The 24446-nt window shown below is 71.5% G+C and carries 16 protein-coding genes and 2 pseudogenes; 8 read left to right on the top strand and 10 right to left on the bottom strand.

Features of this window, described 5'->3' with window-relative positions; all coding sequences use genetic code 11:
- Positions 1-12 precede the first annotated feature (12 nt).
- A complete protein-coding gene (locus tag ACIBK8_RS29455) occupies positions 13-3300 on the bottom strand; it encodes a BTAD domain-containing putative transcriptional regulator (protein ID WP_399045016.1) in 3288 nt (1095 codons plus the stop codon).
- Between the two features lie 190 nt (positions 3301-3490).
- Here ACIBK8_RS29455 and ACIBK8_RS29450 point away from each other — a divergent pair, with 190 nt between their 5' ends.
- Complete coding sequence (locus ACIBK8_RS29450) at positions 3491-5011, top strand: FAD-dependent oxidoreductase (RefSeq protein WP_399045014.1); 1521 nt, start codon at positions 3491-3493, stop codon at positions 5009-5011.
- 62 nt (positions 5012-5073) lie between these two features.
- The gene (locus ACIBK8_RS29445) at positions 5074-5736 is read left to right on the top strand and encodes an SGNH/GDSL hydrolase family protein (RefSeq protein ID WP_399045012.1); all 663 of its coding nucleotides are present in this window, start codon (positions 5074-5076) and stop codon (positions 5734-5736) included.
- Positions 5737-5756: 20 nt separating this feature from the next.
- Here the strand turns inward: ACIBK8_RS29445 and ACIBK8_RS29440 are convergent, their stop codons facing one another.
- Together ACIBK8_RS29440 and ACIBK8_RS29435 are read right to left on the bottom strand one after the other, a co-directional pair.
- Positions 5757-6503, bottom strand: coding sequence for a response regulator (locus ACIBK8_RS29440; protein ID WP_399045011.1), 747 nt, complete (start codon positions 6501-6503; stop codon positions 5757-5759).
- A complete protein-coding gene (locus ACIBK8_RS29435; RefSeq protein ID WP_399045009.1) occupies positions 6500-7720 on the bottom strand; it encodes a sensor histidine kinase in 1221 nt (406 codons plus the stop codon). Before ACIBK8_RS29435 ends, ACIBK8_RS29440 begins: the two co-directional genes overlap by 4 nt.
- Positions 7721-7962: 242 nt before the next feature.
- Here ACIBK8_RS29435 and ACIBK8_RS29430 point away from each other — a divergent pair, with 242 nt between their 5' ends.
- Positions 7963-10203 carry an MMPL family transporter gene (locus ACIBK8_RS29430; RefSeq protein ID WP_399045007.1) on the top strand — a complete coding sequence of 747 codons (2241 nt, stop codon included), beginning with the start codon at positions 7963-7965 and terminating at the stop codon, positions 10201-10203.
- A 425-nt stretch (positions 10204-10628) separates the two neighbouring features.
- The gene (locus tag ACIBK8_RS29425; protein WP_399045006.1) at positions 10629-12278 is read left to right on the top strand and encodes an ATP-binding protein; all 1650 of its coding nucleotides are present in this window, start codon (positions 10629-10631) and stop codon (positions 12276-12278) included.
- Between the two features lie 5 nt (positions 12279-12283).
- Here the strand turns inward: ACIBK8_RS29425 and ACIBK8_RS29420 are convergent, their stop codons facing one another.
- Positions 12284-12445, bottom strand: a complete 162-nt coding sequence (locus ACIBK8_RS29420) for a hypothetical protein (protein WP_399045004.1) — start codon at positions 12443-12445, stop codon at positions 12284-12286.
- Between the two features lie 233 nt (positions 12446-12678).
- Positions 12679-13584 carry a hypothetical protein gene (locus ACIBK8_RS29415; protein WP_399045003.1) on the bottom strand — a complete coding sequence of 302 codons (906 nt, stop codon included), beginning with the start codon at positions 13582-13584 and terminating at the stop codon, positions 12679-12681.
- A 604-nt stretch (positions 13585-14188) separates the two neighbouring features.
- Between ACIBK8_RS29415 and ACIBK8_RS29410 the strand changes: the two genes are divergently transcribed.
- A complete protein-coding gene (locus ACIBK8_RS29410; protein WP_399045002.1) occupies positions 14189-14596 on the top strand; it encodes a YciI family protein in 408 nt (135 codons plus the stop codon).
- A gap of 17 nt (positions 14597-14613) precedes the next feature.
- Positions 14614-15154: pseudogene (locus ACIBK8_RS29405) on the top strand (hypothetical protein).
- A 66-nt stretch (positions 15155-15220) separates the two neighbouring features.
- On the opposite strand, the gene ACIBK8_RS29400 reads toward ACIBK8_RS29405, so the two are convergent.
- The gene (locus ACIBK8_RS29400) at positions 15221-18397 is read right to left on the bottom strand and encodes a M64 family metallopeptidase (RefSeq protein ID WP_399045001.1); all 3177 of its coding nucleotides are present in this window, start codon (positions 18395-18397) and stop codon (positions 15221-15223) included.
- A gap of 336 nt (positions 18398-18733) precedes the next feature.
- Positions 18734-19528 carry a TetR/AcrR family transcriptional regulator gene (locus ACIBK8_RS29395; protein ID WP_399044999.1) on the bottom strand — a complete coding sequence of 265 codons (795 nt, stop codon included), beginning with the start codon at positions 19526-19528 and terminating at the stop codon, positions 18734-18736.
- Positions 19529-19611: 83 nt separating this feature from the next.
- On the opposite strand from ACIBK8_RS29395, the gene ACIBK8_RS29390 reads away from it, so the two are divergent.
- Together ACIBK8_RS29390 and ACIBK8_RS29385 are read left to right on the top strand one after the other, a co-directional pair.
- Entirely contained in the window at positions 19612-20877 is a 1266-nt protein-coding gene (locus tag ACIBK8_RS29390) for an FAD-dependent oxidoreductase (protein ID WP_399044997.1), read from the top strand.
- A 261-nt stretch (positions 20878-21138) separates the two neighbouring features.
- Positions 21139-22554, top strand: a complete 1416-nt coding sequence (locus ACIBK8_RS29385) for a DEAD/DEAH box helicase (protein WP_399044996.1) — start codon at positions 21139-21141, stop codon at positions 22552-22554.
- A gap of 433 nt (positions 22555-22987) precedes the next feature.
- On the opposite strand, the gene ACIBK8_RS29380 is transcribed toward ACIBK8_RS29385, so the two are convergent.
- The 3 genes and pseudogenes from ACIBK8_RS29380 to ACIBK8_RS29370 form a co-directional block, all read right to left on the bottom strand.
- Positions 22988-23416 carry an RNHCP domain-containing protein gene (locus ACIBK8_RS29380; RefSeq protein WP_399044994.1) on the bottom strand — a complete coding sequence of 143 codons (429 nt, stop codon included), beginning with the start codon at positions 23414-23416 and terminating at the stop codon, positions 22988-22990.
- A gap of 26 nt (positions 23417-23442) precedes the next feature.
- Positions 23443-23835 carry an RNHCP domain-containing protein gene (locus tag ACIBK8_RS29375; RefSeq protein WP_399044992.1) on the bottom strand — a complete coding sequence of 131 codons (393 nt, stop codon included), beginning with the start codon at positions 23833-23835 and terminating at the stop codon, positions 23443-23445.
- Positions 23836-24269: 434 nt separating this feature from the next.
- Positions 24270-24446: pseudogene (locus ACIBK8_RS29370) on the bottom strand (GNAT family N-acetyltransferase); the annotation flags it as partial.

Raw genomic sequence — 24446 nt, 5'->3', positions numbered from 1 at the left:
TCTTCGTACCGCTCACACCCGCCGGGGCTGAGCGCCGCCCGGCTCGGGAGGTGACGCGGACGGTGGCATGCCGCGCAGCCGCGCCGGGTCCGTCCGGGCCAGGGCCGCTGGCGCGTCCAGTTGCCAGCCGGTCTCGTACGCATCGGCGAAGGGCTCGTCGCCGAGCGCGGCCCGGCTGCGGCTGCTCAGCGTGTGGACCTGCGGATCGGTGCGGTCGTGGGCGCCGCGCAGCCGGGCCGCCGCGCCGAGCAGGACGGCGACTTCGCGGTACCGCCCGTACAGCGCGGCGAGGCCGGCCACGGTCACCGCCACCGTCGCCACGATCGGCATGTCCCTGCTGCTGACCGCCGCGGTGTACGCCCGGCTCAGCGTCTCTTCGGCGCCCGGCCCGTCGCCGAGTTCGAGGCAGAGCATGCCCCGCACCGCGCCGACCAGCGCCTGCCCCTGGTCGGCGTCGAACAGGGCATGCGCGGACAGCCTGGCGTCGACCGATTCGACCAGCTCGCGCGCCGGGGCCAGATCGCCGGTTCGCACCCACAGAGCGGCTTCCCGCGCGTCGAGCAGGATCGCCATCCCGGGCGACGCCGAGCGCAGCGCGCGCTCCCGGGCCGCGGCGATCATCTCGGCCGCCCGCGCGGTCTCGCCGAGCCGCACCTGCAGATCGATCAGGCGCAGTTCGACGAAGATCTCGTCGCTGAGGCTGAGTGATCCGAACTCGCGGGCCAGCCGTTTGGCCTCGTTCAGGTCGGCCAGTGCGCCGTCGAGATCGTCGTCGTACTGGCGCATCAGCGCGTGCAGCGGCAGCGCCTTGGCCGCGCCCCAGCGGTCGCCGGCTCGGGCGAAGCACTCCAGCGCGGCGCGCACGTCGCTGCGGACCTGGCCGAGATGGCCGTCGTTCTCGGCGAACTGGGCCCGGAACAAGCGGGCCATCCCGGCCAGCCACACGTCGGGCCCGTCGACCAGCTGCTGGAGGACCGCCGGTGACACCTCAATCTCCGCCAGGGTGGCCAGTTCGACCGCGGTCAGCGCGCCATGGAGGCCCGGCAGATCCGGATGGCCCAGCAACCGGCCGACGAGCGCCCGCAGTTCCTCGCGCCGCTCCTTGAACCACCCGTTGGCCGGCACACCCTGGGTGTCGACGGTGTTGAGCGCCAGCACCCCCTCGGCGATGTCGCGTGTCATGCTCGGCCGCCCGACCGGCAGCGCGACCGCCTCGCCGAGCCAGTAGGCCGCGTCGGGATGCCGGCCGAGCATCTGCCAGTACCAGATCAGGTCCACCGCGAGCGCGAGCGCGCCGGTGGCGTCGTCGGTGTCGCAGAGGTGGCGCAGGGCGGCGAGCACGTTGTCGTACTCGGCGTGCAGCACGTGGAGTGCGTCGAGTTGCCCGGGGCCGCGAAGCAGCGGGTCGTGGTGGGCGACCAGCTCGGCGGAGTAACGGGCGGCCAGATCCCGCACGTCGGTCAGGGTGCCCTGCTCGGCCAGGCGCTCGCGGCCGTACTCGCGGATGGTCTCCAGCATCCGGTACCGGCCGGTGTCCGGCGCGAGGTGCAGCAACGACCGGTCGACCAGGGACGCGAGCAGCTCCGGTACCTCGGCTGCGGGCACCGCGGTGCCGGCGCAGACCGCGGTGGCCGAGGCCGGTGTGACGCCGCCGGGCAGGACCGAGATCCGCTCCGCGACCGTACGGGCGTCCGCGCCGAGCAGGTCCCAGCTCCATGCGATGACCGCGCGCAGCGTGCGATGCCGGGGGAAGGCGGTCCGGCTGCCGGTGGTGAGCAGGCGGAACCGGTCGGACAGCCCGGCGGCCAGGCCCGCCAGTGAGAGCGTGCGCAGGCGGGCCGCGGCCAGTTCGAGTGCGAGCGGCAGGCCGTCCAGGCTGCGGACGACGCGCAGCACCTCGCCGAGGTTGCGCTCGTCGACGTCGAACCCGGGCCGCACGGCCGCCGCCCGCTCCGTGAACAGGCGCACCGACGCCGTCCGGCGGACCTGTTCGACCTCCTCGTGCGGCTCGGGCAGGGGCAGCGGGCCGAGCGGGACCAGCGCCTCGCCGTCGACGGCCAGTGGTTCCCGGCTCGTGGCCAGCACCCGCAGCGTGGCGCAGCGGGCCAGCAGCGCCGCGATCAGCTGCGCCACCGCGTCGATCAGGTGCTCGCAGTTGTCCACCACGAGCAGGCTCTCCCGGCCGTCCAACTGGTCGGCCAGCACGTCCAGTTCGCCGACCGGGTCGCCGCGCAGCTTGGCCGAGGCATCGAACAGCGCCGAACCGCGCAGCCCGGTCGCGGCCAGCAGCGCCGCGCCGACCTTGGCGGGCTCGGTGACGGAGGCGAGGTCGATCAGCCACCCGCCGTCGCGGTACTCGTGCAGATGGCGGCGGGCGGCCTCGACCGCCAGACGCGTCTTGCCTGCGCCGCCGGGACCGAGCACGGTCACCAGGCGCCCGGAGGCGAGCAGCGTGCCGATCCGGGCGAGGTCGTCGTCGCGGCCGATGAAACTGGTCATCGGTGCGGGCAGGTTGCTCCGCCTGACCTGCGCGGCGCCGGGAGCGGGCCGCTCGGCGCGCAGCAGGCGCAGGTGACGTTCGCTCAGGGCGGCGCCCGGGTCGGCGCCGAGGCCGTCGGCCAGGCGCTCGCGGACCCGCTGGTACAGGGCGAGGGCATCAGCCTGGCGCCCTTGGGCGGTGAGCGCGTCCATGAGGAGTGCGGCGGCGCGCTCGTGGACGGGGTGTTCGGCCAGCAGTGCGGCCAGACGGGCGGCGGCCTCGTCGGCACGGCCGAGCGCCAGCTCGGCGTCGGCGAGGTCGGCGACGGCCTCGATCGAGGCGTGCGCCAGCCGGGTCGCGACGGCGGGTGCCACCGTGGCGACGACCGTGGGCTCGGCGCCGGGACCGTCGCCCCACAGCGCCACGGCCGCACCGAGCACGGCCGCCGCGGCCCGCGGGTCGCCGGCGCGCAGCCGCTCACGGCCTCCGGCGGCGAGCTGCTCGAACCGCAGGGCGTCCACGTCGGCCGCTTCCACGGCCAGCCGGTAGCCGCCCGCGAACTGCACGGCCCCGCTCGCCGAGCCGAGACTCCGGCGCAGCCGCGAGACGAGGGCCTGCAGGGCGTGGGCCGGATCGGCCGGCGGGTCATCGGCCCAGATCGCGTCGATGAGGCCGCGCTGCTCGACGGTGTGTCCGCCGGCGAGGGCCAGCCGTACGACCAGAGCCTGCAACCGGGCGCCCGGTACGGGCAGGGCGGTGTCACCGAGGGATAGCCGGAAGGCGCCGAGCAGCGTGATGCGAAGCCGTGTACCCCCGTCCATTCCCCGATCGTCGCACGTGCACGGCCCGGCCCTCACATCAGGGCAGTACCGCTGTGCCCTCGTGTCAACGCCGTGTGCGCACCGTGTGAGCCGCCCGCAGCAATCTTGGCGTGCCGCAGAGAACCAGCTTCAGAAGAACCGGTTTCAGAAGAACAGAAGAACCAGTTTCGGAATCAGAAAGGGAGTTCTCATGCATGACGTAGTGATCGTGGGCGCCGGGCCGGTCGGTCTGTTCCTCGCCTGCGAGCTCGGCCTCGCGGGCTGCTCGGTCCTGGTGCTCGAACGGGAGCCGGAGCCCGGCTCCCCGTGGCGGGCGGACCCGCTCGGGATGCGGGGCCTGTCTGCCGGGTCGGTCGAGGCGTTCTACCGCCGCGGGATGCTGCGCCCCCTGCTGACGGCATCGGGCGTCCCCGACGATCCCGGCCAGGACCCCGACGCGGACGAGCCGTCACCTCCTCGCGGCGTGGGCCACTTCGCCGGCATGGTGCTCGATCCGGCCAAGGTCGACCTCGCCGCCCTGCCGTTCCGGCTTCCAGGACCGGCGATGGACGGCGTGCTGACGCACCTCGAAGCGGTCGAGTCGGTGCTGTCCGAGCGGGCTTCCCGGCTCGGCGTGGAGATCAGGCGCGGCGTCACGGTCTCCGCCGTCGCGCAGGACGACGAGGGTGTGGTCGCGCACGCAGGCGAGCACGCGTACGCGGCGCGCTGGCTCGTCGGCTGCGACGGCGGACGCAGCACGGTCCGCGGGCTCGCGGGCTTCGCATTCGTCGGCACCGAACCGCAGTTCACCGGCTACGTCATGCTCGCAACGGCCGCCGATCCCGACGAGCTGAGCCCCGGGATCAACCTGACGCCGACGGGCATGTACCTCCGGATGCCCACCGAGGGGCACATCGGCGTGATGGACTTCGACGGCGGCGCGTTCGACCGCTCGCGGCAGCCGACCCTCGACCACCTCCAGGCGGTGCTGCGCCGCGTGTCCGGCACCGACGTGACGCTGAGCGACGTCCAACTCGCCTCGACCTTCACCGACCGGGCGATGCAGACGACGACCTACTGGCTCGGGCGCGTCCTGCTCGCTGGCGACGCCGCGCACATCCACTCACCCCTCGGCGGACAGGGACTCAACCTCGGCATCGGCGACGCCATGAACCTGGGGTGGAAGCTCGCCGCGACCGTGCACGGGCACGCGCCGGAGGGGCTGCTCGACACCTACACCCGCGAGCGGCATCCGGTCGGCGCCGGGGTGCTCGACTGGTCGCGCGCCCAGGTGGCGGCCATGCGACCGGACCCGCACGGCCAGGCGATCCAGGGAGTGGTGCGCGACCTGCTCGGAACCCGTGACGGAACGACCTACGTGTTCGAGCGGACGTCGGGAGCGTCGATCCGCTACGACCTCGGCAGCGAGCAGCCGCTGGTCGGCCGCAACGCCCCGGACCTCCGTCTCGAAGACGGCACTCGCCTCGGCGAGTTGTTGCAGGACGGACGAGGCGTCGCGCTCGATTTCAGCACCGACCGCCGCCTGCGCGACGCGGCGAAGGACCGGCGGAGCCGCCTGCGCTACGCGGCCGGGAAGGCGAAGAACGACCTCGGACTGGGTGCCGTGCTCATCCGGCCGGACGGCATCGTCGCCTGGGCGGGCGAGCGCGACGTCGACCGGAAAGCGTTCGAGCACGCCGCCGACCAGTGGTTCGGCAATCCGGGAACCTGAGCCCCGCCGCTCCCTTCCCCGATGAACCCCCTTTCCCCCAACTCACCTATCAAGGAGCACAGATGACGATCACCATCCGCCCGGGAACCACCGTGATGTTCACCGGCGATTCGATCACCGACTGCCAGCGGCTGGAGAGTGCGGACGGACTCGGGTTCGGCTACCCGCTGCGCGTCGCGGGCGAGTGGGGCTTCCGGCACCCCGACCGGCCCGTGACCTGGCTGAACTCCGCGATCGCCGGCCACAAGGTGAGCGACATCGAACCCCGGTGGCAGGCCGACGTACTCGACGCGCGCCCGGACGTGGTGTCGATCCTCGTCGGGGTCAACGACATGGGCTGGCACACGCTGGACCCGAAGGGGCGCGTGATCCCCGCGGAGGAGTTCGCAGCGGGCTATGACCGCCTGCTCGCACCCCTCGCCGAGGCGGGCACGGAGCTGATCCTCATCGAACCGTTCCTCCTGCCGATCCACGGTGTCGTCGAGGCCGGTGCCGCGCTCGTCGGAAGGGAAGAACGAAAGGAATGGCGCGCCGACCTGAACCCGAAGATCCAGGCCGTGCGGGAACTCGCCGACAAGTACGGTGCCCAACTGCTGCCCGCCGACAGCATGTTCGCCGAACTCGCCGCGACGACCGGACCGGAATACTGGGCCGAGGACGGCGTGCACCCGACGCCGGCCGGTCACGCCGCACTCGCGGCGGCCTGGCTGCGCCTGGTCGCGTGACCGCGTCTCGTCCCGTGCCGTCACGCTCCGGGTGCGGGGCGAGAGGGCCGCGTTGCGCTGTGCCCGCAGCCGGGCGGATCGCCGGCTGCCGCGCGGGCGGTGACCAGGCCCGATTCGTAGGCGGCGATGACCGCCTGGGCGCGGTCGCGGACGGCGAGCTTGTCGAAGATGCTGGTGATGTAGTTCTTGACCGTGGAGAGGCTGATCTCCAGGGCGCGGGAGATCTCGGTGTTGTCGAGGCCGGTGGCCATCAGACGCCACACCTCGACCTCGCGGGGGGTGAGTTCACCCCTGCCGGTAGGGGCCGGCGGCGCACCGTGGGGTGCCCGTACGTAGGTGGAGATCAGCCGGGTGAGCAGGCGCGGCGCGACGGCGGCCTCGCCGGCGTGGACGGTGCGGATCGCCGCGCTCAGGTCCTCCGGGGAGCTGTCCTTGGGCAGGAACCCGTAGGCCCCGGCGCGCAGGGCGCCCACGACGTACTCGTCGAGGTCGAAGGTGCTGAGGGCCAGGACCCGGCAGTCGGGCAGGGTGGCGGCGAGTTCCCCGGTCGCGCCGACTCCGTCGAGGACGGGCATCCGGATGTCCATCACCACGACGTCGGGGCGCAGTTGACCGGCGAGGGTGACGGCCTGCGCGCCGTCCTCGGCCTCGCCCACCACGTCGAAGGAGGGGTCGGGGGAGAGGATCAGCGACAGGCCGCGCCGGACCAGCGGCTGGTCGTCCACGATGAGCACCCTGATCCTCGGCGTCGGCCCGGTCCCGGTCATCGGTGCGCTCCCTCGTGTTGGACGGTCGCCTCGGCGGACTCGTCCGTGGTCAGCGGTAGCTCGGCCGTCACGGCGAACCCCCCGTCGGCCTGCGGGCCGACGGTGAGGGTGCCGCCGTGCAGGGCGACGCGCTCACGCATGCCGATCAGGCCGTAGCCGCCTGAGCCCGCCGCTGCCTCCTGCGGTGGTGTGCCCCCGCCGTCGTCCCGCACCTCGACGGTGACCCCTTCCTGACGGTAAGTCAGCTGTACCGAAGCGCGGGCGGGCCCCGCGTACTTGCGCGTGTTGGTGAGGGCTTCCTGGACGATCCTGAACACTGTGAGGCCGACGGTCGGCGGCAGCGGGCGCTGCGGTCCGCGGACGCTGAACTCGGTCGGCAGTCCGGCGAGGCGGGACTCGGCCACCAGGCGGTCGAGGTCGTCGACGCCGGGCTGGGGCAGCGACGGCGCGGCCTCCGGTTCGTCGCCTGCCCGCAGTACGTCGAGGAGTTGGCGCATCTCGCGCAGCGCGAGCCGCCCGGAGGACTCCAGGGTGACCAGGGCGTCCTGGGCCACCTCCGGGCGGGCGAGGTTGGCGCGGGCTCCGCCGGCCATCAGCTGCATGGTGGTGATGTGGTGGGCCACGATGTCGTGCAACTCCCGTGCGATGCGGCGGCGTTCGTCGGCCACCGCACGGTCGGCGAGGAGGCTGCGGTTGGCCGCCACCTCCCGCTGCCAGCGGTTGACCGCCATGGCGGTGCCGACGACGATCAGGGCGGACAGGGGCGGTCCAGTGGCCTCCTGCCAGGGCGGAATCCGGTTGCCGCACTGGCTCAGCAGCGTCAGCGCCACCGTCGCGAAGGACGCGACCGCCGTCACCCGACCTGGACAGGCCCTGGCGACCGAGTACACGGCGACCACCAGGACGGCACCGAAGTGGCTGGGCAGCGGTACGGCCAGGGCGGCCGTCGCATCGAGTACCAGTGCGGCGGCGAGCGTCGCCACCGGGTGGCGGCGCCGCGCGAGCAGCGGCATGGCCGCCAGCGCGACGAGGAGGAACCCGGCCACGCTCACGTCGTGTTGGCCGTCGGAGGTGTCGAAGAACACATAGCTGAGCAGGTTCATCGCGCAGGCCCCGCCGGTCACGAGCGCGTCGTTACGGGTCCACGGCGGCTCGGCGCCGTGGATGTGCAGCGGCTCCCCGGCATCGCCGGGCCCGGCCTGTCGGCTCCTGAGCATGTCTTGTTCTCCCTGTGTCCGGCCTCCCGGCCCCCGGGACAGCGTGGCACAGCGGTCGCGATGGCAGCGGTTCGCGGCCACCGCTCCGGGCGCTGATCTGGGTCGGGACCAGGACCAGGGTCCTGGTTGCGGACCTGGGAGGGATCCAGGGCCCCGGTCCGGATCATCCGCTGCCACGACGCCTGACGGCCCCTCGCGGTGATGGTCTGGAGACCGGCCGGGAGCCCCCGGCAGACGTCCGCATGCAAGTCCGTCCGCCGGAGGACATCGTGATCCGCGCCCTGACCGGATACTCCACCAGACACCCGTGGAAGGTGATCGCCCTCTGGGCGGTGCTGGGTGTCGTACTGAGTGCCCTGGCCCCGACATTGATCGCCCGCGTCACCCAGCACCAGGCCGGGGACTTCCTGCCCCGCAGCTACGACTCGGCCGCCGCGTCGCAGATCGCCGAGGAGCGATTCGGGGTGAACCCCGACGCCACCACGGTGACGGTGCTGGTCGCCAGGTCCGACGGCAGCGCCTTGAGCGCCGCTGACCAGAAGCGGGTCGAGGCCGAGGCGGCGAAGCTGGGCCAGCGCCGGGTGATCATGCCCAGGGAGGAGGACGACGGTCCGGCGTTCCTGGTCCCGGACCGCTCCCAGACGCCCCGGATCGCCCCGGCGATGACGGCCCCCGACCGGAGTTTCGAGCTGCTCTCCGTCCAACTGCTCGGGAACCCGTCGGACAAGGGGGTCCAAGGCGTCTACCGGACCTTCCGGGACGCCACCCGGACGCAGTTCGCCGAGGCGGGGATGCGCACCGGCTTCACCGGGGATCTCGCCGACACCGTCGACACCACCGATGCCCACGAGACCGCCGCGACGGTCGGGGGCGCCCTCGTCATGGGCTTCATCGTCCTGCTCAACGTGCTGGTGTTCCGCAGCGCGTTGGCGGCCCTGCTACCGCTGCTCGCGGTCGCCATGATCGGCGGCGTGGCGGTGGGCGCCGTCGCGGGTGCCGCGCTGCTGACCGGGCGCAAGCTCGACGCGAGCACCCCGAACCTGATCAGCGTGGTCCTGCTCGGCATCGGCATCGACTACTTGCTGTTCCTGCTGTTCCGCTTCCGCGAGCAACTGCGCAACCGGCCCGAGCAGCCCGCCCGCGAAGCCGCCGAGCAGATCTCCGGACGGGTGGGCACCGCGATCACCTCGGCGGCGCTGACCATCGTGGCCGCGTTCGCCACGCTGGGCCTGGCGACGTTCGGGCAGTTCCGCTCGCTGGGCCCCGCGATCGCCGTCGCGGTCCTGGTGATGCTGCTCGGCAGCCTCACCCTGCTGCCGGCGCTGCTCGCAGCCGCCGGACGCAAGATGTTCTGGCCCTCCGCATCCCTTCACCACGAGCCGAGCGAGGGCCGTGCCGCCCGCTTCGGCGCGCTGGTCACCCGACGACCGCTGATGATGCTGACGGCCTCCGTCGCCCTGCTCGCCGCGCTGGCCGCCGGACTGACGGGCATCCGCATGGACTACGGCCGGAGCGATTCCGGCGACCTGACCCCCGCCGCGGCCACCGCGGCCGAGATCTCCCGCACGCTGCCGGCCGGAGTGTCGGACCCGACGAGCGTCTTCGTCACCGCCAAGGACGGCGGCACCCTCACCACCGCCCGACTCGACGGACTTTCCCACGCGCTCACCCAGGTCAAAGGCGTGGGCAAGGTAGGGCAGACCACCCTCGACAAGGACCACCGTGCCGCCCGGATCGACCTCTACCCCACCGCGTCCCCGCAGAGCCAACAGGCCCGCGACCTGGCCTCAGGACCGATCCGGGACACGGTCGCCCAGCACGCACCCGCCGGGACGACGGCACACGTGGGCGGAACGGCGGCGATCTTCGCCGACATCTCCACCGCCGTCGACCACGACCTGAAGACCGTGTTCCCGGTCGCGGCAGCGCTGATCGCGCTGATCCTCCTGCTGCTCCTGCGCAGCCTGCTCGCACCGGTCGTCCTGATGCTCTCCGTCGGGCTCGGCTTCGCCGCCACCCTCGGCGCCGCCACGCTGCTGTTCCAGCACGGCCTCGGCAAGCCGGGCGTCAACTTCACCCTCCCCCTGGTGCTGTTCCTGTTCGTCGTGGCACTGGGCACCGACTACAACATCCTGATCGCCGACCGCATCCGGGAGGAGATGCACCGACCGGGCCCGGCCCGCGCCGCCGTCTCCCGCGCGGTACGGCACACGACACCGGCCATCGCAACGGCCGGTCTCGTCCTTGCCGGCTCCTTCGCCACGCTCGCCACGACCCCGGGAAACGATCAAATCGCCTTCGCAATGACGCTCGGCATCATGCTCTCCGCACTCGTCCTTTCCCTGGTGCTGGTCCCCGCCCTCGCGGCACTCCTCGGCCGGAGCATCTGGTGGCCGTTCCACCCGAGACCCACCACGGCCGGCCACCCGCAACACCGGACGAACACACCCGCCCCGGAGCCCGACCGGGTCACGGCGTACTGACCGAGCGCGGCTCAGTGGCACAGCTGGATGAGTGAGTCCGAAGTCGGGCCTGCCTGGCGGGGTCTCACTCATCTAGCGCCCACAACTGCCCCTGAGGAGCACGCGCGCATAGTCGCTATGAGCACGGATGAGGCGGATGCTCCGGTCCATTCCGTCCTGTTTGAACGGCAGGACGACGAGCGCGGGGAGAGCGGCGAGGGTAACGAGCAGCAGCGCCGGGACGACCAGCGCGAGGACAAGCGCACGTTGCAGGGCGCCAACGGCACGAGGGGGCATCATGAACATGGCTATGAAGACCTTTTGTCATGGGACACGAGAGGGCACCAGACTGAAGGCCGGGGGGAGTTGTCCGTCCAAGGAAAGCGCGTCGGGCCAGCTCGCGTGCGGACAAAGGCCCTGTTGACAGCGGACAAAGGCGGAAGGCGATGCCTGACAAGGGGCGCAAGCACGGCGAGCTGAAGGGCGAGACCGAGCAGGCCAACAGACTCGCCTCCTGGCTGCGCCGCCTCACCCGTGGCCGTGGCATGACGTTGCGTCGCTTGGAGGAGCGTTTCGGGACCGGCCGAGACGCGTGGAGCAAGTACTTGTCCGGAGCCAAGCTCATCCCCGCCGATCTGCTGGAGCAGTTGGTCACCGGGCTGGTGCCGGAACCCCGAATGAGAGACAAGGAATTGGCGCACGCCAGGTCCCTGTGGCGGGAGGCCGAGGAGGCATCGCGGGGGCGTGTGCCCCGAGCCCACCCGCAAGCCCCGCGGCTCACACGGGGCGACCAGCTGTACCTGCGCCTCGACGAGGCCCGGGAACGTCAGCTGCGAACCGAGCGGGCCCTGCACAAATCGCAGCAGATGGTACTGGTCCTGCTGAACATGGTTTCCGTGCTCCAGGCCGAGCACGAATCCCTCACAGCGGAATACAACCGCGCTCTGGCCGAGTCCCGCAGGGACGTCGTGGCCGGAGTACACAAGGCACTTGACGAAGCCGAGCAGAGCCTGGCAGATGCCGGCAGCGATTTGCGGCGCGCCCGTCGAGCAAATCGGTCCGCCGAGCAGATCAACGTCGCTGCACAACAGGCGGTGGAGACCTGCCGACGCGCGGTGGGCGAGCTGGCCGGCATCCCCCTCCACCCCTCGTACGCGGCGGTACGCCCCCGCATCACGGACGCCCTGGACGAGCAGGACGAAGAACTGACGCACCTCTCGGCCTCCCCGGAACAGGAGGCAGAGGAACCTGAGAGGATTGTCCGCAAGGCGGTCACGGACAACGCGGACAACGACCCACCCCACCCCCACCCCCAGCAGCGTGCCTCCAGCCGCCTCTTCGGCCTTCTCCGGAGACGAGGCTCTTCCCACTCCCACTCCCACCGCGCCCGCGCATACGAGCGGAAGGCCGAGGAAACCGCACTGCTACTGGAGCAGCATCGCGCGTTCGTCGTCGATGCCACCCACCAACTGCGGAACCCCCTCACTGCCCTCCTGCTGCGCCTCGAACTGCTCGCCCTGGAACTGCCCGACGGGAATGAAGACGTCGCCGGTGTCCGGGCGGAGGGACACCGGCTGACAACGGTGCTCGGTGAACTATTGGACCTGGTGCTGGCTGAGCACGCAGCGGTCCAGGCCGAGCGGACGGACCTGACCAGGCTGGCGCAGGACAGAGTGACCGCGTGGCTGCCCACCGCCGAACAGCGCGAGGTGGCGCTGCGGTGGGAGGGACCGCCCCAGTTGTTCGCCTGGACGGACCCCGTCACCTTCGCCAGTGCACTGGACGCCGTGCTCGGCAACGCCCTGAAGTTCACCCTGGCCGGCGATGAGGTGACGGTCGTGACCGCGCCCCGGCCCGATGGCGCCGCAGTGCATGTGGCGGACACCGGGACCGGGCTGACCGATGAGGAGATGGGCCGGGTGAGCGACCGTTTCTGGCGCAGCCCGCGCCACACGGACGTCGAGGGGACGGGGCTCGGCCTCTCCATCGCGCGAAGCCTGCTCCAATCGGTCCGCGGATCCCTGGAGTTCACTCACAACAGCCCCACAGGACTGGTCGTCACCCTCTCCGCACCGCAGCACGAGCAAACAGCGTGAGCCCGTCAGTGAAGTTGCGCGCCCGCGCCTGCCGGGCCTCGGGTGGCAGGCAGGGTTCCGGGCTCTTCGTCGTCGTGTTCAGCGCCGGTGTACGGCTCGTGCCCGGCGTATACGGGTTCCACGAACACCATGGTGTAGTCGGGCTTGTCCGGGCGGGGCAGGGACATTCGGGCTCCGGGGTAGTAGCGGGAAGCAGTACGTGTTGGCTGCGGCGATGCTGAGGAAATGCGGCCGGTCGTCGGTTCGCATCTCGCATCGCGTCACGGCCTGCCCGCGAAGTATCTCCCGCGGGCAGGGCCCCGTCGTACATATTTCCGCAGATGAGGGCGGGCTCACGGGCACAGTGGCGACCACGGGTGCCCCGTCGCGTTCGTTCTCACCCCATACGGAGGCGAGGTGGTCACTTCCGGTTGGCGGGAGGGGCCTGGCCGAGGTAGTGGTCGGCGGTGCCGGCGATCCGCTGGAGGAGATGAAGCATCCGGTCGGCGCGGCCCGGCGGTATGGCGGGGCGGGGCTGGCCGGTCTTCGGGTCGAGGTCGCCGCGCCAGTCCGTGGCCAGGTGGCAGAGTTCATGGCGGCGGCCGTAGCCGGTGGGGAAGGGCCAGGTCACGTTGTCGAGGGCCGGGCTCCGGCTCAGGTCACCGAGGCTGTCGGCGGCCCAGACGAGCATGAGGCGCCCGGTGAACGCGAGGCGGATCTGCTCGGTGGCGGTGGCCGGGTCGATGGCGCCGTCGGGGATGTCCGTCGAGCGGGGTGGCACCAGCCGCATCTGGAGGTCGAGCAGGACCTGGCTGTCGGCGTCGAGGGCGGTGAGGTGGGCGGTTGAGGGGCCGCTGAGGGTGTCGGCCGGGGTGGCGCCGTGGTCCGTGTAGCCGACGTGCAGCACCGCGAGGCGCTCGTCGGCCAGCAGCTCGGCGGCGTACGCGGTGGCACGCGTACGTGCTTCGGCGGCCTGCTTCTGGCGGGCGCGCAGCATGTCGATGTGGGCGCAGGTGCGGCACAGCAGCCAGTCGCCAACGCGGGTGCACGGCAGATCAGGGCGAGCCCCGCACTGCTCGCACACGCGGGTGCCGGTGGCGCGGCGGGCGGCGTCCGAGGCGAGTTGGGCGGCGCCGGCGCGGGTGGGGCGGGATTCGCTGATCAGGTAGAGGTCGAAGGTGGCGCGCCGTCCGGCGCCGTCGCGGCCTTCGACGGTGGCCCTGACGGGACCGCCGGGCTCGCGGGGCTGGTCGAGGTCGGCGAGCTGGGTGCGGGTCATGTAGCGGTCGGGGGGCAGGGCGCCCCAGCGGGCGAAGTGGTCGGTCATGGGGGTCCTTTCGGGGTGGGAAGTCGGCCGCACTTGCCGGCGGAACGAGCGGGCGGTAGGTCGGCGCAGGTGTAGGCGCTGTGCCGACGGCTCGAAGCTGTCGTGCGTCCGGTCGGCGTAGCCGGCGGAGCTGATGGTTGCATGCGACGGGGGCTCCGGGGGTGGTGGCGAGTTCGTCCAGCATCGTGCGCAGCGTGTCCTCGTCGGGGATCCCCGCGTGGAGGTACGTGCCGCAGGTGCAGGGTGCGATCAGGGTGAGGGCGCGCTGGGGTTCGTCGAGTTGGTCGTGGCGTGGGGTGTATGGGGCGTAGTGGAGCCATCAACCGCGGATGCTGTCAGCGGAGCCGAGGAAGGCCACCGCGCCATCGAGACTTGGTCCGGGTCGCCGAGCGGGAGCCACTTGCCCAGGCGCGCGCGTTGCCGGTCGGCGACGGGCTGGAGACGGGCGAGCAGGGTGCGGCGGATCCGGTGGAGCGGGTGGTGGCCCTTGTGCCCACGACGAGAGTCAAAGAATTCGGACGGCGATGTCGAGAACCCGCGTCCGGCTCCGTCCCCGCAGTGAACGCGACCACAATGGGGCGCACCAGCACCGAGGAGAAACACGATGGCCAAGTACTTGATGCTCAAGCACTACCGCGGCGCGCCGACGGCGGTCAACGACGTGCCGATGGAGCGGTGGACGCCGGAGGAGATCTCGGCCCACATGCAGTACATGAACGACTTCGCGGCCCGGCTGGAGAAGACCGGCGAGTTCGTCGAAGGTCAGGCGCTCGCCCCCGAGGGGACGTGGGTCCGCTACGACGGTGAGGGGCGCCCGCCGGTCACCGACGGTCCGTTCGCCGAGACGAAGGACCTCATCGCCGGCTGGATGGTGATCGACGTCGACAGCTACGAGCGCGCCGTTGAGCTGGCCGGTGAGCTGTCGGCCGCCCCCGGTGCGGGCGGCAAGCCGATCCACGAGTGGCTGGAGCTGCGCCCGTTCCTGACCGCACCGCCCACCATCACGGAGTGACCTCTTAGGTGACACCGATGAACGAGGCCCTGCTGAGGAGCCTCACGCCGAGTGTGCTCGCCGTCCTCGTCCGCCGCGGAGCCGATTTCGCGGCGGCCGAGGACGCCGTGCAGGGCGCGCTCGTCGAGGCGGTCCGCGTCTGGCCGGCCGACCCTTCCCCAAGCTCTCGGCCGTGCTCGAACGGGGGAGACCCCATTCGGGATCCGAAGGGCTGGCTGGTCACCGTGGCCTGGCGCAAGTTCCTCGACGCGACCAGGGCGGACACCGCCCGCCGCCGACGAGCTCACGCGCCTGACCGACAGCCCGGTCGTCCGGCTCAACCGCGCGGTCGCCGTCGGCGAGGCCGACGGACCACGCGCCGGCCTGTCGGCGCTCGCCGAACTGGACGTCGCGCTGCCCCGCCACGCGGCGGTGGCCGCGTACCTCCACGAACGCGACGGCGACCTGACGACGGCGGCACGGCTCTACGCCGAGGCGGCCCACAAGGCACCCAACCTCGTCGAACGCGACCATCTGACGCGCCAGGCCGCCCGGCTCAACGCCCGCCGGTGCCGCTGACGGGTCGCGCCCGGGTCTTCGTCGGTCATCCCTTCAGGGCTGCCCCGTGATCCCCGGCGGGCGCACTCAGGACGCCAGGGAATCGCGGAGCTTCACCGCGGCCTCCAGTTCCGTGACGTACCGGCCCGGGTGGGCATCGGCCAGTTCCCGGTACAGCGTCACCGCCTGCTCGGCCGGCTCCCTGGCCTCGGCGCGGTGTCCGGCCGCGACCAGCAGCGCGGCATGGCGGTAGGCGCTCTGCGCGAGAAGCGGCCGGTAGGCCGGGTCCGTTCCCGCGAGCTCCTGGTAGATGGTGCGCGCCTCACCCCAGGCGTCGGCACCCTCGCCCGGCCGGCCGGCGGCCTGGAGGGTGGCGGCGAGGTTGCCCAGCGCCCAGGCCAGGTTGGGGCGGTCGGCCAGTTCGCGGAAGCCGGCCACCGCCTCGTTCGCGGCCGGCACCGCGTCGGCGGCCCGTCTCGCGTGGAGCAGGTAGTTGCTCAGGAACACCAGCGTTTTCGCCAGCAGGCTGCGGAAGGCGGGCCTTTCGGCGGCCAGTGCCCGATAGGCATCGGCCGCTTCCCGCTGTGTTTCCACCGCTTCCGCGAACCGGCCCGCCTGGTCGTGAACCCCTGCGAGATTGCCCAGCGCCCAGGCCACCTGCTCGGCGTCCTGCGCCGTGCGGTACTCGGCCACGCCCTGTCGGCCGGCCTCGACCGCCTCGTCGAACCGCTTGGCTCTCGCCAGGTATACGCCCAGCATCACCAGCGTCTGGGCGAGGCTGCGCCGGAACGACTCGGACTGCTCGGTGAGGTCCTGGTAGGCGGCGCGGGCCTGTTGCTGCACCTCGACCGCCTCGGTGTGCCGGCCGGCGGCCGACAGCTCCGCGGCTTGGACCCGGAGGGTGTTCGCCCGCTGGTCCATCCCCCACAGGGAGAAGGTCTTGTGGTCGTACCAGTTCTGACCCGACTCCTGATCCCACCAGGTGGACCAGACCGCCCCGTCGTCGCCCGCCCAGAAGACGTCCAGATGACGCGGGTTCTGCGCCACCGCGGCGATTCCCGTGTCCGCCGCCGCCTTGACGGGCCACTCCGGGGCGATCGGGAAGGGCTGGTGTTCGTACCAGCTGCCGCCGTCGTTCTGGTCGTACCAGGTGGACCAGATCGCGCCGTCCGCGCCGACCCAGAACACGTCGAGGTGGCCGGATGTGCGGGCCACCGCGGCGATTCGCGTGTCCGCTACCGCCTTGACGGGCCACTCCAGGGCGATCGGGAAGGCATCGTGGTCGTACCAGCCCATCCCGTCGATCTGGTCGTACCAGTTGGACCAGATCGCGCCGTCCACCCCCACCCAGAACACGTCCAGGTGGCCGGACGTACGGGCCACCGCGGCAAGACCACTCCGCTGCGCGGCCAGACTCAGGTACCCCCGCACCAGGGGAAAGGCCCTGTGGTCGTACCAGCTGCCGCCCGACTCCTCGTCCCACCAGTTGCCCCAGACCCTGCCGTCGGTGCCCACCCAGAACACGTCCAGATGTCCCGAGGTACGCGCCACCGCGGCGATGCCGCCGCCGGGTGTGGGCGAGATGGCGTCCGTGGGATCGGGCGGCGTGGTGAACTCCAGGGCGATGGGGAAGGGGTCGTGGTTGTACCAGCCCTTGCCCGACCCGTGGTCCCACCAGTGGCTCCAGATCCTGCCGTCGGAACCCGCCCAGAACAGGTCCAGGTGACCCGAGGTACGGGCCACGGCGGCGATCGCGGTGTCATGGGCCGCCGATTCCCGCCGGTTCTGACGGGTGGGGAACCTCTGGTGCTCGTACCAGCCTCCACCGGAGTCGCGGTTCCACCAGTGGGTCCAGACGCGCCCGTCGGTGTTCGCCCAGAAGACATCCAGATTCCCGGACGCGCGGGACACCGTCGCCACCCGGTTGACGTCGATGTGGCGGTAGGGCTCCAGAGTGTGCCGGATGCGGCGTTGGCAGACCGCGCAGTACGGGTCGCCGAGCGTCCGCATCATGCAGGTCCACTGCGGGCGGTACACCCCGCAGTAGTGGGTGTGGCCGCCCATGAAGGCGCCGACGGTGCCCGGACTGACCGGATTGTGCTGGGGTGCGCACGAGGCGCAGTCCTGGTTCACCGCCGTCGGCAGGGGCGTGTCCGGCGCGATCAGGTCCCGCCACTTGTTGGTGCCGCGGTTGGCGTCGAGGGTCGCGTTGGGCTCGGACGGCTCGGTTTGGGGGAGCGGCTTGTCGCGGTCCCTGTCGCTGTACGCGATCGAGCAGTCGTATTCGTCCGCGAGTCCGAACCCGAGGTGGCCCAGCTCGTGCAGTGCGACGTCGGGGAAGTTTCCGAAGAGCGAAAAGGTCCCGAGGGATTCCGTCGCCGTACCGCCGTCCAGGCTGCCGTGGTTGACAGCGATCAGCACCGCGTCCCACCCGGGAACCTGCTGCCCGGCCACGGTGAGGGCGAGGCCCTCGTCGACCAACAGGGTCTGCGGAATCCCGTCGACGCAGAACGTCGCGTCGAAGTAGGTCCGCGGTGGCGTCCTGGAGGGGTTACAGGCGTCGGCGGCGCCGCTGTCCGTCGAGATGACCTCGACCATGTACACGTTGATCGTGTCCCGCAGTTCGTCGAACGGCGGCGTGGCGAACAGTGCGGCGACGACCCGCTCGGCGTCTTCGGCAAACCCTCTGAGCTGGTTCTCCTGGTACCCGTCCCCCATGATCACCAGATTCCAGCGGGACGACGAGGGCCCGCTGTCGACGATTTTGGTCGTGCCGACGACCCGCCCGTCCGCGGCCCCGAGCGCGGCGGCCAGGTGGCCGGTCTCCGGACGGAGCGGGAAACGCGCCACCTCCGTCACCGTGGCTGTGGCGGCCTGCCCGAGGCCCGGCGCGCCGCTCAGCAGCGCGGCATGATCGGCCTCCTCGATGTCGGGAACCACCACGGCGAAGGCCCCCCGCGGGCGCTCCAACGGAACCCGGATGAAGGGACGTTCAGGGGCATGGGAGAACGCCTCCACGTCCTGGGGCACGGGATCACGCAGTCCGCGCCGGTACAGCGGTTGCCGCTCCGCGTCCCGGACCTCGACCCACAAGCCCTGGCCGTCGGCATCCCGGCGCGCTCCCAGTGGGCCACCGGGAGGAGGCGTCTTCTCGATCCGCTGACTGGAGAACGGACGGATGTCCGTCCCCTCGTACGCGAAGATCAACCGGACCGCGGTCGTCTGTCCGGACCGCGTGGAGTCATCGCGCTGCTGAGTCGTCACGGTGGCCTCCTCAGCTTCAGGGCGCCGTTGACGGGAAAACCTCGGGCGAAAGGCGAGGAGGCCATGCCTGGGACGGAGCGTGGGGCGCGAAGGCCACGACCGCGCAACTGCCGGTGCGGCGGCGCCACGAGCGGATGCCGCCGGCCGAAGGCCCGGCGGGAACACCACTGACCGGCGCTGACGACAGGCCGCACATCTTCTTCCCCTTGTTCCAGCATGTGACGGGCCGTGTCGACGCGCAAACGAGGAGGGTGCTGGTGAACGCCGCGCCGCGGTGAGCGATGCCGGCGCCGGGGGAGGCGGCGCGGCCACACGACGTGGCAGAGGGCGGCCCCGTTATTCCGGCCGCGTGACCGCGCGCAGGTATGCCTCGGTGAAGAGTTCGCAGACCTCGTTCACGGGTGGGAGCTCAGCGCCCCGCACGGGTTCGAGGACGGGCCGCAGGAGGAGGTGGGTGACCATCGGGCCCAGCAGGAGCTGGACCAGGACCGGGAGCGGCAGTGGTCGCATCCGGCCCGCCTCCACGTGCGGCAGCAGGAGCCGGGCGAGGCTGTCGAGCAGGCGCGGGACGTATGCCCGCATCGCTCGCGCGGCGGGCCCGTCCGGTCGGCTGAAGAGGTCCGCGAAGATCGCCGGGAGCACGCGCGGCTCGCGATTGAACGCCGTGATCACGGCCCGGTAGAGCCCCTGCACGGTGTCCTCCAGGCGCTCCGGCGGGTCGGCGGCCAGGGCCTCCAGGTCGGGCAGTGGGCCGTAGCGTTCGTAGACGGCGCCGAGCAGGCCGTCCCGGCCGTCGAAGACCGTGTGCAGGCTGGGAAGTGAGCACGCGGCCCGCTCTGCGACGGCGTCCAGGGTCATCGCGCCGAGGCCCCGCTCGGCGACGAGCTGCGCCGCCGCCTCGATCGCACGCTCGCGGACCGGCCGCCGGCCGCCGGGGTCGACACCAGCCCGCCGGACCGCCTCGTCCAGCGGGCCCCGGGAACCGCCCAGCCGGCGCAGCAGTGTGCTGCGGGAGACACCGGCCGCCGTGGCGATCGCCGTCAGCGGGACGTCCGCGACGTCTCGGCCCCGTTCCCTCGCTGCCGCCAGGGCGGCGGCCACCAGATCGCGCATCTGCTCGTGTTCCCGCATGTGAAACATGATACGACTTGACACCTGAGACCGTTCCAAAGACTCTGTATATGAGAGTTCCAACCGGGACGAGGGAGAGCGCCATGAGCGTCGTCATCTCCGGAGGTGGACCGGCCGGCATGATGCTGGGCCTGCTGCTGGCGCGGGCCGGAATCGAAGTGACCGTGCTGGAGAAGCACGGCGACTTCCTGCGCGACTTCCGCGGCGACACCGTCCACGCGTCCACCGTGCGCCTGATGGACGAGCTGGGCCTGGGCCGGAAGTTCGCCGCGCTGCCACAGAGCAGGCTCGGCAACATGGAGGTACCCACATCGGACGGCGGCCGGATACGGCTGACCGACTTCGGAGCCCTGCCCGCGCCGTACAACTACATCGCGATGATCCCGCAGTGGGACCTGCTCAACCTGCTCGCCCAAGAGGCCCGGCAGGAGCCGTCGTTCACCCTGCGGATGAACACCGCCGCGACCGGGCTGATCCGGGAGGGCGGCAAGACCGTCGGCGTCCGCTACCGCACCCGGGACGGCGAGGAAGGCGAGATCCGCGCCACCCTTACCGTTGCGGCCGACGGCCGCCACTCAGCGCTGCGCCAGGACGCCGGCCTGGTGCCCCGGGAGTTCCCGGTCCCGTTCGACACCTGGTGGTTCCGGCTGCCCAGGCACGTCGCGGAGCAGACCCAAGAGCCCCAGCTGGTCCCCGCATTCCAGGCCGGCGAGTTCGCGCTGAGCATCACCAGGAACGACTACTTCCAGATCGCCTACTTCACCACGAAGGGCTCCGACACCCGTCTGCGCACCGAAGGCATCGAACGCTTCCGGGCGCGGATCGCCGACCTGATGCCGCGGTACGCGGACCGGGTCGGCCAACTGCCGAGCATGGACGACGTCCACCTGCTCGACGTCCGGCTCAACCGGCTCCCGCACTGGTACGCCGACGGCCTCCTGTTCATCGGCGACGCCGCCCACGCGATGTCCCCGGCCGGCGGAGTGGGGATCAACCTCGCCGTCCAGGACGCGGTCGCGGCGGCCACGCTGCTCGCCGAACCACTGCGCCGGGGCCGGCTGACCACCGCCGACCTGGCCAAGGTCCAACGGCGACGGTGGCGCCCCACGGTGATCCTGCAGCGCATGCAACTGATGCTGCACGACGGGCTCTTCGCCCCGGTCCTCACCGGCCGCCGAGTCGGCCCACCCACCTCGGTGGTCCTGGCCACCCGGTACCTCCCCGGATTCCGCCAACTCCCGTCCCGCCTGGTCGCGTTGGGCCCACGCCCGGAGCACGCCCCGGCCTTCGCCCGGCGCCGTGGCCACCCCCAACTGCCGCAGGCCGTACGCAAAGGCGGGAAGGGATAGCGGTGGGATGGGATCCCCTTGGACCGCTCGTAGACGCACATCTCCAGAGGAAGGACGCCTGTGTCGCGTCACCGTCACCGTCACCGTCACAGGCGGAGCGATCAGCACCACAGCGCCGGGCGCGCTGTCACTTTGTGTTACCCTCAAACGTTTGGACGGCCGTGACGGCTGGCAATTCTGCCCGTCCGGTTCCCCTTGCTCATCGTCTGCTCGATTCCTGCCGGGCCTTCCTCGGTACGTTCCCCATGCGGAAGGCTCTTCATGAACCACCCGGACTGTCTCGGCACCTCGCACGGCGACCTCGCCCGGCCAGTGACCCCCACCCCGACGGTGTCCCCGGTCGCCTCCTTCGCCGACCTGGAACTGCCGGCCGAGATGCTGCGGACACTCACCGAGCGCGGCGTGCGTGAGCCCTTCCCGATCCAGGCGGCCACCCTGCCCAACGCCCTCGCGGGACGCGACGTCCTGGGGCGCGGGCGCACCGGATCGGGCAAGACGCTCGCCTTCGGCCTGCCGCTGCTGGCACGGACGGCCGGGCGGCGAGCGGAGCCGAAGCAGCCCCTCGCCCTGGTCCTGGTGCCTACCCGGGAGCTGGCCCAGCAGGTCACCGAAGCACTCGCGCCGTACGCCGACGCGCTCCGGCTGCGGATGGCCGCGGTCGTCGGCGGCATGTCGATCGGCCGGCAGGCCGCTGCGCTGCGCGACGGAGCCGAGGTCGTCGTCGCCACCCCTGGCCGCCTGCACGACCTCATCGAGCGCGGGGCCTGCCGCCTGGGACGGGTACGGATCACCGTCCTCGACGAGGCTGACCAGATGTGTGACATGGGTTTCTTGCCGCAAGTCACCGAGGCGCTCGACCAGGTGCACCGCGACGGCCAGCGGATGCTGTTCTCCGCCACCCTGGACCGCGGCGTCGACCAGCTGGTCCGGGGCTACCTCCACGACCCCGTCGTCCACTCGGTCGACCCGTCCGCGGGCGCGGTCACGACCATGGACCACCATGTGCTGGTCGTCCATGGACCCGACCGGTATGCCGTCGCCACGGAGATCGCCGCCCGCGACGGCCGCGTACTGCTGTTCCTGGACACCAAGCACGCGGTCGACCAGCTCACCCGGCACCTGCGGGCCAGCGGGGTGCATGCCGCGGCCCTGCACAGCGGGAAATCCCAGCCGCAGCGCACCCGGACCCTCGCGCAGTTCAAGAACGGACAGATCACCGTCCTGGTGGCGACCAACGTCGCCGCCCGTGGCCTGCACATCGACGACCTCGATCTCGTGGTCAACGTCGACCCGCCCACCGACCCCAAGGACTATGTGCACCGCGCGGGCCGCACCGCGCGGGCCGGCGAGTCCGGCCGCGTCGTCACGCTGGTCCTCTCACGCCAGCGCAGCGAGATGAGCCGCCTGATGGCCGAGGCCGGCATCCAGCCGACGACCACCAAGGTGCGCTCCGGTGAGGCGGAACTGAGCCGGATCACCGGGGCCAAGGCCCCCTCCGGCACCCCGCTCGACGGTGGGCCCGCCGCACCCCGGGCCAAGAACACCAACACCCCCTTCCGCGGCCTGGGCACCAGCAAGGACACCTCCCGCGGCACCGGCGGCAAGTCCCGCAAGGCCAACGAGGCCCGCAAGCTCGCCGAGGCCCGCAAGGCGGCCCGGGTACGCCGCGGCAGCTGAGAGCCGGAGATCCCTGATCACACGATCGCGAGCCACCGGCCCTGCCCGCCGTCACCATCTGGACGACCTCGACAAATCTGCGTGGCTCTGCACTGTCGGTGATCACGGGCCAGCAGTACAACGACTGCGGTGGGAAGAGCAGTAGGTGGGGGACCGTCAAGATCAACGGTCAGGATGGTTGGGTCGCCTATGAGTGCGTCGCTTTCGGTATTTGATCCACTCGGGGAACGGTGAGCCCGTCCCCGTCATCCAGGGGCCTGCCCGGACCTGATCGGCCGGACAGGCCCCTGTGCTGCAGCGTTGTTTGCCCACCTCCTGGACGGACGACCGCGAGCGGTTCCGCCGGGCCGGCACTGCTCCAAGGATTTCCACGAGCACTACCTTGCCGCGGCGGGAGGCCCGGTGCTGTGCCCTGGCTACTACCGAGTCGCCGTCACAGGGTGAGCAGCGTGCGGCTGGCGACGCTGGTGTCCTGTAGCGGTTTGAGTACCAGGCGTACGAGGATCAGGGCGTTGTCGTCGCCGGCGACGCGGTTGGCGCTGAGTTCGCCGCAGGTCAGGCACTCGTGGATGAGCATCCACTCGCCGTCCGGGCGGGCCGACATGGTGAGTGCCTCCATACGGCCGCGGCAGGGGGAAGCGCGGTCGCCGGGGATGCGGTGGTCGACGTGCAGGCTGGCCAGGCAGTTCGGGCAGTGGTTGCGGTGTCCGGTGCCCGGAGCGTCCAGGGGCACGTCGAGTCGGCAGCCGACGCACCGGAAGTCGTGGGCGCGGTGGCCGCCCTGGCTGTGCAGGACGTCCTTGTGCCGCTGCGAACGACGAGGCGATGCGGTCCGTCTGTTGGCGTTGTTGCGTCGTGGCATGGTCGTCTCCTTCCTCTCGGCCCACGTCACAGAGTGCCGAACGCTTCGAGCGGGAACGGCGGTTGGGCGAGCGGCCGTACGGCCATGCGCATCAGGATGAGTTGGTTGTCGTCCGCGCAGACGGGGTTCGAGGTGAGCTCGTCGCAGCGGACGCAGCGGTGGATGACCATCCAGTCGCCGGTGCGCAGCACGGCGATGGCGATGGGGGACATCCGCCCGTGGCACTGGCTCGGGCCGCCCTCGACGTGGTCGGTGACGTGCTGGGAGTGCAGGCACGACGGGCAGTGGTTGCGGCGGGTGCCGTCGCCCGTTGTGGCGGACACGGTCAGTCCGCACCACACGCAGGTGAAGGTGTTGACGGTGAGGGTGTTGTGGACGTCGCTCTGGCGAGCGCCGGTGTTGCTGGAATTGCTGGACACCCGGGTGCTCCTTGCTGAGAAAAGGGGTAACTGGCAGCAAGAGCAGGCCGAGCGGCCTCGACGAAAACGGGCACGCCACTACACGGCGCCCCTGTCGCAGCTGTCATGGACAGACAGCGGACAGGTGTGGCCGGGTGGTGCGGGCGGTTCAGGGCACCGGAAACTCACGTCCGGTCGCCGCGCGAGATGAACGGCGGCAGGAGAGACGGACGGTTACGCGGTACGGCGAGGCGCGCTCGGCGCGGTCCGGGGCATCAAGCACCCTTCCTGAGGGCCCCATGGCCCGGTAAGTGATCAACAATGCGGCTCCCAGCGTAACCACGGCCCTGCGGCGCGTGCCAACGAATATTTCGCGCTGGACGCCGGAGGCCGCTGCGGCAGGGATGCCTTGGCCGTGCGAGGGGAACCGGCCCCCTCGCACGGCAGGGTCGGGCTTAGATCCCGAAGGGTGCTGCGTAGTGGACGGTGCCGCTGGGCAGCGGGTGGGTCTCGTCGAGGGTGAGGGCCATCATGGCCTCGTCCGGGACGTCGATGGTCAGGCCGATGCCGTGGGTTGAGGCGCGGGTGAAGCCGAAGCGCGGGTAGTACGTGGGGTGTCCGAGGACGGTGAC

Source organism: Streptomyces sp. NPDC050161, assembly GCF_044460025.1.
In the GTDB taxonomy this organism is placed as follows: Bacteria; Actinomycetota; Actinomycetes; order Streptomycetales; family Streptomycetaceae; genus Streptomyces.
Note: the sequence above shows the minus strand (reverse complement) of the source record. Positions and strands in the feature narration are given on the sequence as shown.

Excerpts from the sequence above, each read along its gene's own strand:
- ACIBK8_RS29455 (WP_399045016.1), bottom strand. The coding sequence starts at position 3,300 with ATGGACGGGGGTACACGGCTTCGCATCACGCTGCTCGGCGCCTTCCGG.
- ACIBK8_RS29450 (WP_399045014.1), top strand. The coding sequence starts at position 3,491 with ATGCATGACGTAGTGATCGTGGGCGCCGGGCCGGTCGGTCTGTTCCTC.
- ACIBK8_RS29445 (WP_399045012.1), top strand. The coding sequence starts at position 5,074 with ATGACGATCACCATCCGCCCGGGAACCACCGTGATGTTCACCGGCGAT.
- ACIBK8_RS29440 (WP_399045011.1), bottom strand. The coding sequence starts at position 6,503 with ATGACCGGGACCGGGCCGACGCCGAGGATCAGGGTGCTCATCGTGGAC.
- ACIBK8_RS29435 (WP_399045009.1), bottom strand. The coding sequence starts at position 7,720 with ATGCTCAGGAGCCGACAGGCCGGGCCCGGCGATGCCGGGGAGCCGCTG.
- ACIBK8_RS29430 (WP_399045007.1), top strand. The coding sequence starts at position 7,963 with ATGCAAGTCCGTCCGCCGGAGGACATCGTGATCCGCGCCCTGACCGGA.
- ACIBK8_RS29425 (WP_399045006.1), top strand. The coding sequence starts at position 10,629 with ATGCCTGACAAGGGGCGCAAGCACGGCGAGCTGAAGGGCGAGACCGAG.
- ACIBK8_RS29420 (WP_399045004.1), bottom strand. The coding sequence starts at position 12,445 with ATGTCCCTGCCCCGCCCGGACAAGCCCGACTACACCATGGTGTTCGTG.
- ACIBK8_RS29415 (WP_399045003.1), bottom strand. The coding sequence starts at position 13,584 with ATGACCGACCACTTCGCCCGCTGGGGCGCCCTGCCCCCCGACCGCTAC.
- ACIBK8_RS29410 (WP_399045002.1), top strand. The coding sequence starts at position 14,189 with ATGGCCAAGTACTTGATGCTCAAGCACTACCGCGGCGCGCCGACGGCG.
- ACIBK8_RS29395 (WP_399044999.1), bottom strand. The coding sequence starts at position 19,528 with ATGCGGGAACACGAGCAGATGCGCGATCTGGTGGCCGCCGCCCTGGCG.
- ACIBK8_RS29390 (WP_399044997.1), top strand. The coding sequence starts at position 19,612 with ATGAGCGTCGTCATCTCCGGAGGTGGACCGGCCGGCATGATGCTGGGC.
- ACIBK8_RS29385 (WP_399044996.1), top strand. The coding sequence starts at position 21,139 with ATGAACCACCCGGACTGTCTCGGCACCTCGCACGGCGACCTCGCCCGG.
- ACIBK8_RS29380 (WP_399044994.1), bottom strand. The coding sequence starts at position 23,416 with ATGCCACGACGCAACAACGCCAACAGACGGACCGCATCGCCTCGTCGT.